General features: G+C 58.6%; 15 protein-coding genes and 1 tRNA gene. 5 read left to right on the top strand and 11 right to left on the bottom strand.

Annotated elements, in window-relative coordinates; all coding sequences use genetic code 11:
- Positions 1-21: 21 nt before the first annotated feature.
- Positions 22-786, bottom strand: coding sequence for an ABC transporter substrate-binding protein (locus tag KBY02_RS21925; RefSeq protein WP_011269301.1), 765 nt, complete (start codon positions 784-786; stop codon positions 22-24).
- A gap of 13 nt (positions 787-799) precedes the next feature.
- Positions 800-1,573 carry an ABC transporter ATP-binding protein gene (locus KBY02_RS21920; protein ID WP_004407276.1) on the bottom strand — a complete coding sequence of 258 codons (774 nt, stop codon included), beginning with the start codon at positions 1,571-1,573 and terminating at the stop codon, positions 800-802.
- A 525-nt stretch (positions 1,574-2,098) separates the two neighbouring features.
- Between KBY02_RS21920 and gabP the strand changes: the two genes are divergently transcribed.
- Entirely contained in the window at positions 2,099-3,490 is a 1,392-nt protein-coding gene (gene gabP, locus KBY02_RS21915; protein WP_225650745.1) for a GABA permease, read from the top strand.
- 57 nt (positions 3,491-3,547) lie between these two features.
- On the opposite strand, the gene KBY02_RS21910 is transcribed toward gabP, so the two are convergent.
- The 9 genes from KBY02_RS21910 to KBY02_RS21870 form a co-directional block, all read right to left on the bottom strand.
- The gene (locus tag KBY02_RS21910; RefSeq protein WP_004407280.1) at positions 3,548-4,033 is read right to left on the bottom strand and encodes a hypothetical protein; all 486 of its coding nucleotides are present in this window, start codon (positions 4,031-4,033) and stop codon (positions 3,548-3,550) included.
- A gap of 143 nt (positions 4,034-4,176) precedes the next feature.
- A complete protein-coding gene (locus tag KBY02_RS21905; RefSeq protein WP_225650744.1) occupies positions 4,177-5,523 on the bottom strand; it encodes a methyl-accepting chemotaxis protein in 1,347 nt (448 codons plus the stop codon).
- A 312-nt stretch (positions 5,524-5,835) separates the two neighbouring features.
- A complete protein-coding gene (locus KBY02_RS21900) occupies positions 5,836-6,114 on the bottom strand; it encodes a lipoprotein (RefSeq protein ID WP_003318312.1) in 279 nt (92 codons plus the stop codon).
- Between the two features lie 266 nt (positions 6,115-6,380).
- Positions 6,381-7,283 (bottom strand): hypothetical protein, encoded by a 903-nt coding sequence (locus KBY02_RS21895; RefSeq protein ID WP_024640511.1) that lies wholly within the window; start codon positions 7,281-7,283, stop codon positions 6,381-6,383.
- The gene (locus KBY02_RS21890) at positions 7,276-7,848 is read right to left on the bottom strand and encodes a DUF6932 family protein (RefSeq protein ID WP_223886377.1); all 573 of its coding nucleotides are present in this window, start codon (positions 7,846-7,848) and stop codon (positions 7,276-7,278) included. The genes KBY02_RS21895 and KBY02_RS21890 overlap by 8 nt, the downstream gene beginning before the upstream one ends.
- Before the next feature lie 462 nt (positions 7,849-8,310).
- Positions 8,311-8,386 (bottom strand) — tRNA-Phe (locus KBY02_RS21885).
- Between the two features lie 101 nt (positions 8,387-8,487).
- The gene (locus tag KBY02_RS21880; RefSeq protein WP_002555777.1) at positions 8,488-8,760 is read right to left on the bottom strand and encodes an oxidative damage protection protein; all 273 of its coding nucleotides are present in this window, start codon (positions 8,758-8,760) and stop codon (positions 8,488-8,490) included.
- Complete coding sequence (mutY, locus tag KBY02_RS21875) at positions 8,757-9,824, bottom strand: A/G-specific adenine glycosylase (protein ID WP_011269294.1); 1,068 nt, start codon at positions 9,822-9,824, stop codon at positions 8,757-8,759. The genes KBY02_RS21880 and mutY overlap by 4 nt, the downstream gene beginning before the upstream one ends.
- A 93-nt stretch (positions 9,825-9,917) precedes the next feature.
- Positions 9,918-12,143: an AsmA family protein gene (locus KBY02_RS21870; protein ID WP_004407303.1), complete on the bottom strand. Its 2,226-nt coding sequence runs from the start codon at positions 12,141-12,143 to the stop codon at positions 9,918-9,920.
- 498 nt (positions 12,144-12,641) lie between these two features.
- Between KBY02_RS21870 and KBY02_RS21865 the strand changes: the two genes are divergently transcribed.
- From KBY02_RS21865 to hisH, 4 genes are all read left to right on the top strand, one after another.
- A complete protein-coding gene (locus KBY02_RS21865; protein ID WP_011269292.1) occupies positions 12,642-14,303 on the top strand; it encodes an OFA family MFS transporter in 1,662 nt (553 codons plus the stop codon).
- Positions 14,304-14,519: 216 nt separating this feature from the next.
- Positions 14,520-15,719, top strand: a complete 1,200-nt coding sequence (locus KBY02_RS21860) for an aromatic amino acid transaminase (protein WP_011269291.1) — start codon at positions 14,520-14,522, stop codon at positions 15,717-15,719.
- 93 nt (positions 15,720-15,812) lie between these two features.
- Positions 15,813-16,406 carry an imidazoleglycerol-phosphate dehydratase HisB gene (gene hisB, locus KBY02_RS21855; RefSeq protein ID WP_002551454.1) on the top strand — a complete coding sequence of 198 codons (594 nt, stop codon included), beginning with the start codon at positions 15,813-15,815 and terminating at the stop codon, positions 16,404-16,406.
- A complete protein-coding gene (hisH, locus tag KBY02_RS21850; protein WP_003318304.1) occupies positions 16,406-17,044 on the top strand; it encodes an imidazole glycerol phosphate synthase subunit HisH in 639 nt (212 codons plus the stop codon). Before hisB ends, hisH begins: the two co-directional genes overlap by 1 nt.
- Position 17,045 lies beyond the last annotated feature (1 nt).

The raw sequence follows: 17,045 nt of genomic DNA, 5'->3' as shown, positions 1-17,045 counted from the left end.
GCGGCGACGCGGTCAGGTGAATCAGAGGATGCTGAAAGGGAAATACTTGTCGTTGATCTTCTTGTAGGTGCCGTCAGCGATGATTTCTTTCAGGGCCGCGTTCAGGCGCTCGCGCAGGGCGTCGTCACCCTTGCGCACGGCGATGCCGATCTTGTCGTCTTCCACGACAGGCTCGCCCTTGAACTCGAAGTTCTGACCGGCTTCGCTTTTCAGCCATTCGAAGCTGACGTATTTGTCGGCCAGCATGGCGTCGACGCGACCGGAGGACAGGTCGAGGAAGGCGTTTTCCTGAGTGTCATAGAGTTTGGCGTCCATGATCCCGAGCTTGTCTTCCAGCCAGGTGGCGGCCAGCGTCGAGCGCTGTGCACCCACTGACTTGCCGGCAAGGCTCTCTTTGGCTTTTTCCACGCTCGATACGTCAATCGAGGAGGTTTTCGGCGCGATGAATTGCAGCTTGTTCGAGTAATACGGGTTGGTGAAATCGACCACCTGCTTGCGCTCTTCGGTGATCGACAGTGACGAGATCAGGAAGTCGAACTTGTTGGCCATCAACGCCGGGATGATGCCGTCCCAGTCTGACGTCACCGCTTCGCACTCGACTTTCATCTTGGCGCACAGGGCCTGGCCGATTTCATAGTCGAAGCCTACCACCTGGCCACTCGCGTCCTTGTTGTTGAACGGCGGGTAGGCCCCTTCGATGCCCATTTTCATGGTTTCAGCAAAGGCACTGCCGCTGAAGGCAAGGGTGGCCGCTGCGATCAGCAAGATCTTTTTGTACGATTGCATGGGTGTTGCTCCGTTAGCGGTGACTCGACATGAATTGTTTGCACCTTGCCGACAGCGGGTTTTCGAATACTTGCTGCGGTGTGCCCTGTTCTTCGACCATTCCCTGATGCAAAAACACCACTTCACTTGATACCTGACGTGCAAAATTCATTTCGTGGGTTACCAGCAGCATGGTCCGGCCTTCTTCGGCCAGTGCGCGGATGACGCCGAGTACTTCCTGAACCATCTCCGGGTCGAGGGCCGAGGTCGGCTCGTCGAACAGGATAACCCGTGGTTGCATGGCCAGCGTACGCGCAATGGCGGCGCGTTGCTGCTGCCCGCCGGAAAGTTGCGCGGGGTAGGCATGGCGCTTGTCGGCGATACCTACCTTGGCCAGCAGCTCTTCAGCCACCGCAATGGCCTCGGCCTTGCTCTGACCGAGGACGCGACGCGGGGCTTCGATGATGTTATCGAGCACGCTCATGTGCGGCCACAGGTTGAAATTCTGGAACACAAAGCCGATCTGGCTGCGCAGACGATTGATCTGCCGGTTATCGGCGGCAATCAGATCGCCATTGCGCGCTGCCTTGAGCTTCAATTCTTCGCCGGCCACCAGAATCTGGCCCTGATGCGGGTTTTCCAGCAGGTTGATGCAGCGCAGCAACGTGGACTTGCCGGAACCGGAGGAGCCGAGGATCGATATGACGTCGCCGTCGCGAGCCGTCAGCGAGATGCCCTTGAGCACCTCGAGCTGATCGTAGCGCTTGTGCAGGTTGCGGATTTCCAGGGCGGGCGTGGCCTCGGCCATGTGGGGTCCTCGTTGAAGTGTGCGCGCTGGCTGCCAGCGAACGCCAAGCTAGCACAGCGTTTAAAGGACAACCATCGACGTATTGTGTCCAGCGTGGAGGCGCTCGACGGGTTGTCTCATCTGGGCAGCGGACGGTCGCAAGAAGGCAAGCACGATGCCCTGTAAAACAGGGGCGTGCGCGAAAAAGGCGCGATGTTGCCAGCTTTGGCCGGGTGTTGGAAGTAGCATTTGCTGAGCGGCGGTCTGATTTCTGCACCATGTTTGCGCTTTGAGGAAGGTTTGGGGCATTTTTGGTGCGTGCATGTAGACGAATCTGAGGCGTTTGGTAACAAATCCTACAGACGGCGCAGAAAAGCCATCGTCCTGCAGGCTTCACGGGTCAAGCCACAGGCCTCGTATTCTCTAAGCGACGTCGTTTTCGAAATATTTTGGCGCAATTCTTGCGTCAAATATAAAGAACGGCACCGTAGGTTTCTTTTTACGTAACGCTCCGGTGTGCCTCGCTCGTCTTGCACAGGTGGTTTTATGAGCAGTACCGCTAACTCTTCCGAGCTCGAACAAGGGCTGAAACCTCGACACATTACGATGCTGTCGATTGCTGGCGTGATTGGCGCCGGGTTGTTCGTCGGCTCCGGCCACGCGATTGCCGAAGCCGGGCCTGCCGTGCTGCTGGCGTATGCCGCGGCGGGTACGCTGGTGGTACTGGTGATGCGCATGCTGGCCGAAATGGCCGTTGCCTCGCCGGATACCGGTTCGTTTTCAACCTATGCCGACCGCGCTATCGGTCACTGGGCCGGCTTCACCATCGGCTGGCTGTACTGGTGGTTCTGGGTGCTGGTGATTCCACTGGAAGCCAACGCCGCTGCAACCATTCTGCATGCCTGGTTCCCCAATATCGCGATCTGGGTGTTCACGCTGGTCATCACGCTGGTGTTGACGGCAACCAACCTGTTCAGCGTGAAGAACTACGGTGAATTCGAGTTCTGGTTCGCGCTGATCAAGGTGGTGGCAATCATCGCGTTTGTGGTGCTGGGTGTTGCGGCGATCTTCGGTCTGCTGCCCACCAGCAACGTCAGCGGTGTCAGCCACCTGTTCGATACCGGCGGCTTCCTGCCAAATGGTATGGGCGCGGTATTGGCGGCGATGCTGACCACCATGTTCTCGTTCATGGGCACCGAGATCGTGACCATCGCCGCGGCCGAGTCCAAGAACCCTGGCAAGCAGATCACCAAGGCCACCAATTCGGTGATCTGGCGGATCTTCCTGTTCTATCTGGTTTCGATCTTCATCGTGGTGTCGCTGGTGCCGTGGAACGATCCGCGCCTGGCCGAGGTGGGTTCGTATCAGACCGTGCTCGATGCAATGGGCATTCCGAACGCCAAGCTGATCGTCGACCTGGTGGTCCTGGTCGCCGTGACCAGCTGCCTGAACTCGGCCCTGTACACCGCTTCGCGCATGCTGTTCTCGCTGGGCAAGCGCGGCGATGCACCGTCCGTGTCCAAGCGCACCAGCAAGGGCGGTACGCCTCACTGGGCGGTGATCATGTCGACTGCGGCGGCTTTCCTGACCGTGTTCGCCAACTACATCGCGCCGGCGGCCGTGTTTGATTTCCTGCTCGCCAGCTCCGGTGCCATCGCACTGCTGGTGTACCTGGTGATCGCGGTGTCGCAGCTGCGTATGCGCCAGAAGCGCATTGCTGCGGGCGAGGCCATCGACTTCAAGATGTGGCTGTTCCCATGGCTGACCTGGGCAGTGATCGCGTTCATCGTCGCGGTGCTGACCATCATGCTGCTGCAGGAAGAGCATCGCCTCGAAATCATCGCCACCGGCGTACTCAGCCTGTTGGTGATCGGCGCTGGCCTGATCGTATCGCGTCGTCGCAAGGACGGTCGCGTGGGCGCTGCTGCGCTGGGTTGATCGCGCCCTTGGGCGCATGACCCTCGTGCCAATGCCGCGCATTGGCACGATCCTCAATCAGCGTGCGGCTCTGGTCTCTCTCTTCATCAGCAGGCCGGACGCCAGGGTGTAATCCTTCTGGAAGGCAGGGCTTTCGATCCACTCGATCGCGCTGTCTTCGTCTTCATCGTGGTACATGGCGCGGTACACGATAAGCAGGCCCATCATGAAGTCCGTGGCCGGGTCTTCGTCCTCTTCGGAAATCACCAGTGCCAGCACCGGGTACTGCAGGAAGACGACGCACAGCGCGAGCTGGCTGATGGCCTCGGCTTGCTTCATGGCCGTGAACAGGTCGTCGTAGTCGGCCGGGTCAAAACCGTTCTCGACAATGTCGCTGAAGTCGAAGGTATTGAGGTCGAGTTCAACGTCGTCGAACGGCTGGTTGACCAGCGCCGAGGCGAATACTGGATGAACCAGGCTGGTTGCAGCCTTGCCCGAGCGGTTCTGCTTGGCCTTGATCTTTGCGCGCTTGGCACGTTTTTGCTGCTTGTCTGGCGAGGCCATGAGCGGTCCTTTGGCTGGCGTGGGGTGCAATGGGCGCTATTGAAGCGCAGACGCGCCTGATAACCAAGGTTTGTGCAGTAATCAGCGGTCAATAAAAAACCCGCAGCGCGCGGGTTCTTGATTGGCGCGGCGCTACCGAAGCGTCAACGCTTGCCCGGTTTTGCAAACGCTTCAGCTTCGTCCATGCGCGTGGCGAACATGTTGACGGCCTCGACTGCATCGCTTGCGCCATCGCGGATCTGCACGATCACCTGGCCGGCCTGATCGGCCAGTGTCACACCACGAATGGCTCCTTCCTGCGTGGCGTCCATGCTCGCCACGGCTTCGCGTGTTTCGGCGAGGATCTTGCCAATCATTTCGGCAATCTCGGTGGTCGAGCCGCTGGTACGTCCCGCCAGTTGCCTGACTTCGTCGGCCACCACGGCAAACCCACGGCCCTGATCCCCCGCGCGTGCCGCCTCGATGGCCGCGTTGAGCGCCAGCAGGTTGGTCTGATCGGCGATGCCGCGAATGGTGTTGACGATGGCGGTGATCTGCTCCGAGCGATCGCCCAGTTGACTCACCAGCTTTGCCGATGCGCCGATGTTTTCGGAGATCTGACGCATTTCCCGCGCGGTTTCCTGAATGACCAGGGTTCCCTGTTCGGCCACTTTCTCGGTTTCTGCCGAGATGTGATAAGCGCGCGACGCACCGTGCGCGTCAGCTTCTTGTTTTTCGACGCGCTGGGTAATGTCGCTGGCGAACTTGACGATTTTGTAGAGTTTGCCGTCGACATCGAAAACCGGGTTATACGTCGCTTCCAGCCAGACAACCCGACCCTGTTTGCCGATACGTTTGAACTGGTCGCCGATGAACTCGCCGTGGTTCAGCTTGCGCCAGAACTCGTTGTATTCCGGACTGTTGACCAGTGTCGGCTCGCAGAACGAGCGATGGTGTTTTCCCTTGATCTCGGCCAGCGCATAGCCCATGACGTTCAGGAAGTTGTTGTTGGCGGTTATCACATTGCCGTTGGGTTCAAATTCGCAGATAGCCATCGCCCGGTCGACAGCGGCGAGCTTGCTGCTGGTTTCGTTCTCCAGCATCACGCGTGTGGTGACGTCCAGGGCGTACTTGACCACCTTGACGACGTTGCCCTGCGCATCCGTCACCGGGTTGTAGCTGGCTTCGAGCCAGACGCTGTGGCCATTCTTGCCGACGCGTTTGAAGGTGCCCGAGATGAATTTTCCGGCCTTCAAGGATGCCCAGAGATCCGCATACTCGCGGCTGCGGAGCATTTCCGGCTCGCAGAAGTCGCGATGTGTCTTGGTCGCCAGCTCTTCAGCCCGATAGCCCATCGCCGCGAGGAAGTTATCGTTGGCCCGGAGGATCTTGCCGTCGAGACCCAGCTCGACCACCGCCATCGATTTTTCCAGCGCGCTTGTCAGTCCTTTGAGTCCATCTACCTGGGCCTTCATGGCCGTCAGCTCAGCTTTGTTCTTATTTCCGAACATAACGTGCCCCTAGGTGTGTTTGCGGACTTACTGTGATGAGGCTATCGACACCAGAACCTGTGGCGTTAATGCATGAGTGCAATAATCCTATAAATAAATCAAGTGATTTTTTGGCGTCAGATATTGTGCGATTTTTTTAACGAGAACGGCGCGTCGGGAATGGGGATCGAATCTGTTCGAAAAGGGCTTTGCCCGTCAAATTCCGGGCAAAGAAAAGCCCGCGATGGGGGAGCGGGCTTAAGGATTCACACTTGGGAGCAGCTCTACAATGACGCGGCCGCTGTGAAAACTTTGTGAAGAGTTTTCACTGTTTTACTTTTTTTCAGGCTGAATGGTATTGGTCACTTCGGAGGTCGGCACGAAGGTCTTCGACTCTTCGGCAGCCGCTTCCTTGGACTCGGCTTTGTCCTTGGCCGCTTCGGTGTTCTCTTTGGCCGCTTCGTTCACTTTGTCCTGAGCAGACTCCATCTTCTCCTGGGATTTCTCCTGATGCGCCTGAGCGTCCTGTGCCTTCTGTTCGGATTTGCTGTCGCAGGCAGCCAGACCGAGAGTGGCGGCGAGGATGAGGGCGGAGGCAGTTAACTTGAGCACGGAATTTTCCTTGTGGAAGCAAATGTATGGCTTCGAGGGTGGGCAGGGAAAATTAGTTCAATGGGATGGAGGTGGCAGGGCTCTGGATGGCTGGTCTTGAGGCGGTCGAAGCATCGTTTCGCACCTGTGGCCGAGCGCTATCTGGAAGCGATTCTGGTTGATACCTTTCTTCGCAGATTGACTGTACATGACCTCGGCATGTCGATATTCAAGGATCGGATCAGGGAGGGAGAAATGAAAAGCCCAGCTGCAGGCTGGGCCAGTATTTACCAAGGAAGTTTGGAAATTGTGTATCTCGGCCTGCCATTTCCCACTGTTCTCGCGCTCACGCCAATAGTGAATGTCTGATTTAGCCGGGTGTTAATTATTGCCGGGTTCTCGATTGCGGCAGCAATCCGTCCGTGGATAATTGTGCCTTCCTGGGTTTTGAACTCGAAACGACGTTCGGCAGGAAAGGCGCCAAGAAATTCGCCACTGAACTCGATATCGGTTTCAGTGATGTTTTCCACGCTCAGGCGCGATCTGCTAATGCGAACCTGATCGACGCTGGTAAAGGAAAATACGTGGTCTCTGGTTGTTACGGAGCAGTAGGCTTCATAGGCTATTAGCTTGTCCAGATACTCTGAGACCGTGGCAATAGCCCTTGTACCAAGCCTCGACGCTGGCTCTGACAACTCCTCATCACCCTTGGTGGATGCTTCAAGAAGTTCTGCAACCAGCTCGAAAGCTTGCGAGACGGGCGTAGTCCCCTCCAGCGTGAGCTGAGGGTCACCACTTGGCGCTTCCTCAAATTCAAAACCAAATGAGCCCAGTGCCGTCCCTGTGATCAGTATCTGGTTTTGAGCTTTGTTTGGGATTGGCCCAAAGTCATTCAGAACGCCGCTTATAGAGGCTGCAATAGCCGATACCACATCGGAAAATTTTGTGGTTACCGCGGCCCCGAACTCAGCACCTATACCGTGTACTCCTCTGACTGGAGTTCCGCGGTAAGTAACCACTGCTTTAGCGGGTGAGAATGCGCCGCGGCCAGGCTCTCGAAGACTTGCGCCTACCTGATTCTTCCTGGCTTGCAGCGAAAGGCGTGAAAGGTTGCTCAGACCTGGCTTCTGCGCGATGCGGTCCAGGAAACCGATTTCTGCCTGTGCGTGAGTGAATTCAGTTCTATTCATTCTGGAGCTCCCGCTTTCGAATCCCCAAAAGGTCGGCCGCAGCTTGGTCATGCAATGGATCGAGTTTCACGCTCAGAAATCCTTTCCATTGCTGAGATCTTCTGTGCGACCACATACTGTACCAGTACGCCGCAAGCTCAATGAGTGTTTCGGGTGGGTCAGAGAGCAGATTTATATAAAAATCGACTCTATACGATGTCTTGATCCATTCTGTGTCTGTCAGCTTTTGAACATCATCAGCGGTCAATGATTGCTGAATGGCGGCTGACACATCGGCGAATGTCACAACATCCATATCATTGGGCGGACGGCCCTCCAGCATCTCCACGTTCTCCATGAAGCTGCCGTTAAGCCACTGAATGCCCGAAACGATACCCATGCGATGGATTTCAGATCGATGAGACAGGAAGCCCTCAAGCACCTCGCATCTTTCTAAGGTAGTCGAGAAGCGATCAATCAACCGCTTTACGTCTGTCGGATAGGGCGCTCGCTCAAAAGATGTCGGATTCCGCTCGTTGATCGGCGGAATTACCCCCTGATGATCCCATAGTGGTATCAACTTCACCTCCGTGTGCCATGGTCCAGCCGAGCAAGCCAGCTGCGTTGTCTATTGCAGTTCACACCCGCCGGTTCGTTGGCTTGCCGATACCCTTAGCGCGCCAGATGACTTGGCTTCCCCTTCGGGAGTGCATGTGTGCACTCTGTCATGCAGTGCAAAATGCGAGCAAGCGAAAACGTTGTACGCAAAGTTTCGAGCGCTCGCGCGTCAGCAGACTTTCAGGGCTGGATAGACGATGCCTGCTTCAGCGAGCATAGCCCCCAACGACCATAGGTATCAGCCGCTGCTCAGCAATTTAGCTACGTGCTGAATGATTGGCATCGTTCGGTGGTCGAGCTTGTCACTGGACGGGTTGTGTGCCGAACTTTGGGCATACGATGAGGGTTAGGCCCAGACAACAAAAAGCCCGCACGAGGCGGGCTTTTTGTGTGCTTTCAGGTGTGCTTGGCATCACCTGAAAACGGAAGGTGGTGCCCAGAGACGGAATCGAACCGCCGACACGGGGATTTTCAATCCCCTGCTCTACCGACTGAGCTATCTGGGCAACGGGGCGCATTAGACGTGTTTTTCAGGAGGTCGTCAAGCGTGTTTTTTAAAAAATTTGAATTATTACCGACGCTTACGACCTTCACTGCGTGAAACGCTTTATTTTTCGGGGGGAACGTAGCCTTCGGCCTGGGCGTATTCTTCGCCGGAGAGAAACTTGTCCATCTCGGTCTGGAGGAATTTACGGTCCTCGGCGTTCATCATGTTCAGGCGACGCTCGTTGATCAGCAGGGTCTGGTGTTTCTGCCAGTCGGCCCAGGCTTTCTGCGAGACGTGGTTGAAGATGTCTTCGCCCTTGGCTCCCGGATATGGGGCGCGTTCCAGGCCGGGCAGTTCTTCTTTGTATTTGCGGCACATTACGGTGCGGGTCATGACGACTCTCCTGCGTTCAATACGTCGGCTGCGCGTTTGAGCAGCTTTTTCACCGGGGCGGCAAGGCCCAGGCGTGGCGGGGTGGCGAGGTTATACCAGAGCCAGTCGGCCTCGGCCACGTGATCGGCGGACTCGCGGACCTTGACCAGCCAGGGTTCGATGCTCAACTGGAAGTGGCTGAAGGTGTGGATAAGTCCCGGCAGTTCATGGTGCTCGCCCAGTTGCAGCGCGTGTTGCGTGGCCAGGTGCTGAAGGTCATCGAAGTCGTCCAGTTCCGGCAGGCTCCACAGGCCACCCCACAAGCCACTGGAAGGGCGGCGATAAAGCAGGATCGCGCCGTCTTCGTTGGCGAGCATCGGCATGAGCGTGCGTTTCTGCGGCACGGTCTTGCGCGGCTTGGGGATCGGGTAGCGCGTTTCCAGGCCCAGCATGTGCGCCTCACAACTGCGCTCCAGCGGGCAGAGCAGGCAGCTGGGTTTGCTGCGGGTGCAGAGTGTCGCCCCCAGGTCCATCATCGCCTGGGTGTAGTTGTTGACCCGGCTGTGCGGCGTGAAGCGTTCAGCGGTGGCCCACAGCTGCTTGGCCACCTTCGGCTCGCCGGGGTAGCCCTCTTGCGCGGTGAAGCGCGCCAGCACGCGTTTGACGTTGCCATCGAGGATCGGCGCGCGAATGCCCATGCTCAGGCTGGCGATTGCGCCTGCGGTGGACAGGCCGATGCCGGGCAGCAGAATGAGCTTTTCGACATCACGGGGAAACTCGCCGCCATGCTCGGCGACGACGATTTTTGCCGTTTTCTGCAGGTTCCGGGCGCGGGTGTAGTAACCCAGCCCGGTCCACAGGTGCAGCACTTCATCCTCAGGCGCTTCGGCCAGCGCCTGCACGGTCGGCAGGGCCTCCATGAAGCGGTCGAAGTAGCTCAGAACGGTGCTGACCTGAGTCTGCTGCAGCATGATTTCCGATACCCAGACCCGGTACGGCGTGATGTCTTGTTGCCAGGGCAGGTCATGTCGGCCATGACGGTCGTACCAGTCCAGCACGGCGCTGGAGAATTGTTCGGGTTGCATGGCCTGGAGGGCTCTCGTCGAGATGTGATTCGGGATATGAAAGGGTGCGCCAACGGAGCGCCGCGAAGGCGCTCCTGAGCAGTCCACCTTGCCCTAGCGTTTGAACAGGCCCTTGAGGGCGTCCTTGAGCTCGGGGCTGACCTTGTCACCGAGTTTGTCGTTCAGCTTGTCCTCAAGCTTCTCGCTGATCCGGTCGCCCGCCAGTTTCGCAGCGATCTGGCCGACGCCTTCCTTGTCCAGACGGCAGGCCTTGGCACCCAGTTCCAGCGGGCCACGGCACTGCACCGGCCACTCGATGCCGACAAAGCGCGGGTTGACCTCGCAGGCCGGGTCCGGCATGTCGCTCTTGTCGCCTTCAACGATGATGCCGACGCGGTAGTTCATGCCCAGCACGCGCAGGTCGACGTCGCCGTTACCGTTGACGGCCATGCCAGGCGTGCGGACCTTGAGGTCCGGGTTGCTGGCGACGCCATTGCGTATCACCAGATTGCCGTTGAGCTGCTGGAAAGGGGTGTCCTTGGCACGCGGTTCGCCGCTGAGCGTCTTGCGGTTGAGGATCGAAATACCCTTGCACAGCTGCTGCTCCAGGTTGGCATTGACCAGTACGCCGTTATTGAGCGCAAAGCTGGCGGTGCCGTTCAGGCTGTCGATCAGGGCTTTTTCGCTGTTGCCTGTGCCAGTCAGGTTGCTGTCGAGGGTCAGCAGGCCGCGCACTGGCGGCGTCTGCCCCTGGCTTTCCAGAACGCGTTCGACCGGCACTTTGGCAATGCGCGTCTGCACCGTGGCCACAGGCGTGTCCGGACGCGCGTCCAGATTGCCCTTGACCTCGAAATTGCCGTTGTACAGGTCGCCACTCAGCGTATCGACTTTGATAACGCCACCGTTGGCCTGGGTCTTGAACGCTGCGTTGTCGATGGGCAGTTTGTTCAGGGTCAGTTTGCCGAAGCTCAGGTCAGCCTCGACATCCAGCGTACGCAAGCGCTCCAGCGGCAGCAGTTTTGCAGTGCTCCAGGCGGCCTTGGTCGGTTGTTCGGGCAGCGGCGAGTCGCCCGCAGCGGCGGCGGCTTCACCGGACTGCACCTCGGATTTGCGCGCGGCCTTGGCACCTTTGCTTTCTTCGCTTTCAGCCGGACGATAGCGGTCGGCGTCGAAGGTATCGCCCTTGAGCTGGACACGCAGCGCCTGTTTGGCGAAGTCGTCCACCGCGATGCGCCCCGTGAAGCTGCTGTCGTCGACTTTCAGGTTGAGGTTTTCCAGCGCAAGGCTGGTAGGCGTACCTGCCAGACGCGTGACCATTTCAACCTTGCTCAGCGCGCCCTCGGACATGGCTGGCAGCGGCTGGCCGATGTTTTCGAAGAACGCGCGCAGATCGAGCTGGGCAATGGACAGGCCGCCGCTGATCTGCGGTGTTTTGTCCAGATCGCGGGCACGCAGTTCGCCGAGTGCACGCAACTGGTTGGCCGATACTTTGAGGCTGTTCCATTCGGCGATATTGGCAGCCAGGTCGACGAGCAACTGGCCCTGCGCCGAGAAGGTCACGGTCTTGCCTTGCAGCGGCTCGCCGGCGACTTCACCGGACAGGCGCATGTCTTCGAATTGATAACGCTTGAGCACGCGGTCCATGCGCAATTCGCCGACCAGCTCGGTCTTGGCGCGCACGACGGGCTGGTTGGTGCTCAGGAACGCCGTCAGTTTGATCGGGATATCGGACGCCTCACGAATCGGCCCGGTACTCAACTGAATGCTCTCGGCCATGAAGGTCCGGCCTTTTCGGGCATCGCTGTAATCCACGCGGGCGTTGTTGACGGTCAGGCTGTCGATATCCAGGCGGATCGGCTGGGCAGGGCGATCCGCTTTGGGCGCGTCCGGAGCCGGGGCCGGTGTTGTCTCGCCAGGTGTTTCAGTGCTTGCCACGGCTGGCTTGCCGATGTCTTCCCAGTTGCCATGACCGTTTTCATCACGGTGCAGGGTCAGGTTCAGGCCTTCGACGCGAATGTCGCTCATCTGTACCTGGCGACGCAGCAGTGGCAGAACACGAACGGACAGGCCGAGCATCTGCACATCGGCGAACGGCTGATCGGGAGCGGTCAGGGTGGCGACATGGGCGTCGTGCAATTCCAGGCCGAGCCAGGGGAACAGGCTCCAGCCGATATCGCCATTGAGCGTCAGCTCGACGTTGGCCTTGTCGCGTGCCAGCTGGCGAATCTCGTCTTTGTAGTCGTTGGGATCAAACAGGTGGGTCAGGGCGAAGCCGAGAGCCACGATGATCAGCAACAACCCGAGAATAAACAGCCCCAGGATTTTGCCGAACGCTTTCATGGGCGAGTCCTTGTGTCGATGTTCAAAAATAGCCCACGAGTATACCGCTCTGACGAGCCGACCGGGCTGCGGATACCATTATTGCTGTCTGGCCTCCGGTTCGGGACGCTGGCGCCACGCGCCATTACGCCAGGGAGCAGATGAAAAAATGCGAGTCGTCTAGTCGCGATATATCTTCCAAGTCTTTTCAAGCCGGCCGAACGGCCACACAGGTGCTGGCCCAACTAAGCCCAAGGCAGGTTTTCGTGAGTGCTTAATTGATTGCATCTATGGGGCCATAGAGCACGTGGATTAGCGTATGAAAATAGATAATAAAAAGCATGTAGTGAGATGCTTATTTGCCATCAGACAGTGATAGTCTCCGTTTTTGCTGGCCAGGGTGCGTCTTTTTGTCACGTATCCGGAGAACCTGCCGATAAAACAGACATGGCCGCTCGGCACTGAGTCTGTGGCGGACCAGCGGACCATCTGCGAGCTTCACACATTGGGGTAATTATAATGAGCACAAGCACAGCCTTGGGCGGCGAAGCCGTTCAGCCTGCGTTCTTGTCCAAAGAGCGCATTATCGCCAAGCCAGGTTTCAACCGTTGGCTTGTTCCACCTGCAGCACTGGCCATCCATCTTTGTATCGGTATGGCTTACGGCTTCTCGGTATTCTGGTTGCCGCTGTCGAAGGCTATCGGTGTTACGGCACCTGTCGCTTGCACACCGGACATGGGTTTTTTCGCGCAGATGTTCGCGTCGACCTGTGACTGGCAGATCTCCATGCTGGGCTGGATCTACACACTGTTTTTCATCTTCCTGGGTTGCTCGGCTGCCATTTGGGGTGGCTGGCTGGAGCACGCAGGTCCACGCAAGGCGGGTGTGGTTTCGGCCCTCTGCTGGTGTGGTGGCTTGCTGATTTCCGCACTGGGCATTTATACGCACCAGATCTGGCTGATGTGGCTGGGCTCGGGCGTGATCGGCGGTATCGGTCTGGGGTTGGGCTATATCTCCCCGGTATCGACCCTGATCAAGTGGTTCCCGGACAAGCGCGGCATGGCGACCGGCATGGCGATCATGGGCTTTGGCGGCGGCGCGATGGTGGGTGCACCGCTGGCTACGGCTCTGATGGGGCACTTCGCTTCGGCTGAAAGCGTTGGCGTATGGCAGAGCTTCGTGGTGATGGCGGTGATCTACTTCATCTTCATGATCGGCGGTGCACTGGGCTACCGCGTTCCGCCAACCGGCTGGAAACCTGAAGGCTGGACCGCTCCGGCTGCCAAGGCCAAGAACTCGATGATCACCAACCGTCACGTGCACGTCAGCGTGGCCTGGAAAACACCGCAGTTCCGTCTGGTCTGGCTGGTGCTGTGCCTGAACGTATCGGCCGGTATCGGCATCCTGGGCATGGCCTCGCCGCTGCTGCAGGAAGTATTCGCCGGCAAACTGCTGGGCGTCGACCTGACCTTCAGCCAGCTCAATGCCGATCAACTGAAAGCCATTGCTGCGATTGCTGCCGGCTTCACCGGTCTGTTGAGTCTGTTCAACATCGGCGGTCGTTTCTTCTGGGCTTCGTGCTCGGACTTCATCGGTCGCAAGGCAACCTACTTCGTGTTCTTCGCACTGGGCTTCCTGCTTTATGCGTCGGTTCCGACCCTGAGCCATATGGGTAGCATCGCGCTGTTCGTGGCTGCGTTCTGTATCGTGCTGTCGATGTACGGTGGCGGTTTTGCGACGGTTCCGGCTTATCTGGCAGACCTGTTCGGTACGCAGATGGTCGGCGCGATTCACGGTCGTCTGCTGACTGCCTGGGCTGCGGCCGGTGTGCTGGGTCCGGTACTGGTCAACTACCTGCGTGAGTACCAACTCGCCCACGGTGTTGCACGTGCCGACGCCTACGACATCACCCTGTACATCTTGTCGGGCCTGCTGGTACTGGGCTTTATCTGCAACCTGCTGATTCGTCCGGTTGCCGACAAGTACTTCATGACCGACGCCGAACTGGCGGCTGAACAAGCCATCGGTCACGACAAGGGTGCCAACGCCACGACTTCACTGGAGTGGAAAGCCTCCGACAGCAGCAAGCCGCTGGTCATCGCCGCCTGGCTGGCCGTAGGCATCCCGCTGGCGTGGGGCGTCTGGATTACCCTGCAGAAAACCGCAGTGCTGTTCCACTAAGAGCCTGCCGGTAACTGAAAAGCGCTTGCACCTCGGTGCAGGCGTTTTTTTTTGCCTGGGTTTTGGGTGCACTGCGCTTTTGATCATCGCGCCCGGATTTTATTCGTCGCGATAGTCATATTCAGTTGACCCTATGTACTCGATGCACTGCCCGTTCCGGTGCATACGCTGCTACATTAGTCAGCCCTGATTTTATTGCCCGAAGGAGTTGTTTGCATGCTAGCCCACGTGGAGTCATACGCCGGTGATCCGATCCTTTCGCTGATGGAGACCTTTGGCAAGGACCCGCGTGCGGACAAGGTCAATCTGAGCATCGGCCTGTATTACGACGCACAGGGCCGCATTCCGCAGTTGGCATGCGTAGCAACGGCACAACAGCAGCTGGCCGAAGGCGAACAGGCAGCGTCCGTGTACCTGCCGATGGAAGGCCTGGCGGCGTATCGGCAGGCAGTGCAAACCCTGTTGTTCGGCGCCGATCACCCGCTGGTTCAGGCCGGCCGCGTCGCCACCATTCAAACCGTGGGCGGCTCGGGCGCGCTGAAGATAGGTGCCGATTTCCTCAAATATGCGTTTCCGGACTCGCAGGTCTGGGTGAGTGACCCGACCTGGGAAAACCATAACGCGCTGTTCGGCGGGGCGGGCTTCAAGGTCAATGCGTATCCGTACTTTGATGCCCAGACCGGCGGCGTCAGGTTCGAGACCATGCTCGACACGGTGCAGGGGCTGCCGGCGCAGAGCATCCTCCTGCTGCACCCGTGCTGCCATAACCCGACCGGTGCCGATCTGACGGTGGCGCAATGGGACCGCCTGATCGAAGTGATCAAGGATCGTCAGCTCATCGCCTTCCTGGATATCGCCTACCAGGGCTTCGGCAAAGGCATCGACGAAGACGTCTATGCCATCCGGGCGATGGCCAACGCAGGTATCACCACGCTGGTCAGTAACTCGTTCTCGAAAATCTTCTCGCTGTATGGCGAGCGGGTAGGCGGGCTGTCGGTGGTCTGTGAGGACACGACGTCGGCGGCCAATGTGTTCGGCCAGCTCAAGGCAACCGTGCGCCGCAACTACTCCAGCCCGCCTGCACATGGCGCGTTTCTGGTCTCGAAAGTGCTCAACACGCCGCACTTGCGCGAGCAGTGGCTGGGTGAAGTCGAGGCCATGCGCCTGCGTATCATCGACATGCGCACGCGGCTGGTCGAGGTGCTGGCGCAGAAGGTCTCCGGCCACGATTTCAGCTTTATCCTCAGGCAGAACGGGATGTTCAGCTACACCGGTCTGACCCCGCAGCAGGTCGACGAACTGAAAGATGTTCACGGCATTTACATGCTGCGCAGTGGCCGGGTGTGCATGGCAGGTTTGAATGAAGGGAATATCGACAAGGTATGTAACGCAATCGCGAGCCTCTTCGCCCGTTAAATACCCTGCTGGTCGTCTGTTTGCTTCATGGCGGGCGCTTCTGGGCCTATAATGCTCGCCTTTTTTTCGCCCAATGATTTTGCGGAGCTGGTGATGGCCGAACGTAAGGCGTACGTCGAGCGCAATACTCTGGAAACCCAGATCAAAGCCTCGATCAACCTGGATGGTACCGGAAAGGCCCGATTCGATATCGGCGTGCCTTTTCTTGAGCACATGCTCGACCAGATCGCCCGGCACGGGCTGATCGATCTGGACATCGAATGCAAGGGCGACCTGGCAATCGACGATCACCACACGGTGGAAGACGTCGGTATCACCGTGGGCCAGGCGTTCAGCCAGGCGATCGGCGACAAGAAGGGCATTCGTCGCTACGGCCACGCCTACGTGCCGCTCGACGAAGCGCTGTCGCGCGTGGTCATCGATTTCTCCGGGCGTCCGGGCCTGCAGATGCATGTGCCGTATACCCGCGCCACTGTAGGCGGCTTCGATGTGGACCTGTTTCAGGAGTTCTTTCAGGGCTTCGTCAACCACGCGAACGTGACGCTGCACATCGACAACCTGCGTGGCACCAACACTCACCACCAGATCGAGACCGTGTTCAAGGCGTTCGGTCGTGCGCTGCGCATGGCGGTCGAGCTGGATGAGCGTATGGCCGGGCAGATGCCATCCACCAAGGGTGTGCTCTGATGCAGACAGTTGCGGTCATCGATTACGGCATGGGCAACCTGCACTCTGTCGCCAAGGCGCTGGAGCATGTGGGCGCAGGCCGTGTGCTGATTACCAGTGACGCCAAGGTGATTCGCGAAGCCGATCGCATCGTTTTTCCGGGTGTGGGCGCGATTCGCGACTGTATGGCCGAGATTCGCCGTCTGGGCTTTGATTCGCTGGTTCAGGAAGTGAGCCAGGACCGTCCGTTTCTGGGTATCTGCGTCGGCATGCAGGCGTTGCTCGACAGCAGCGAAGAGAACGGCGGCGTGGACTGCATCGGCATGTTTCCCGGCCAGGTAAAGTTCTTCGGCAAGGACCTGCATGAAGAGGGCGAGCACCTGAAAGTGCCGCACATGGGCTGGAACCAGGTCGCTCAGGCGGTGGATCACCCGCTGTGGCATGACATTCCGGATCAGGCGCGTTTCTACTTCGTGCACAGTTTCTATATCGATGCCGCCAATCAGCGTCAGGTGGTCGGGCGTGGCCACTACGGCCTCGACTTCGCCGCTGCGCTGGCCGACGGTTCGCGCTTCGCCGTGCAATTCCACCCTGAAAAGAGCCATACCCACGGCCTGCAGTTGCTGCAGAACTTCGCCGCCTGGGATGGTCGCTGGTAAG

The sequence above is a fragment of the Pseudomonas sp. P129 genome (genome assembly GCF_020312195.1).
Classification (GTDB): Bacteria; Pseudomonadota; Gammaproteobacteria; order Pseudomonadales; family Pseudomonadaceae; genus Aquipseudomonas; species Aquipseudomonas fragariae.
This window is presented reverse-complemented; position numbering and strand designations above follow the sequence as displayed.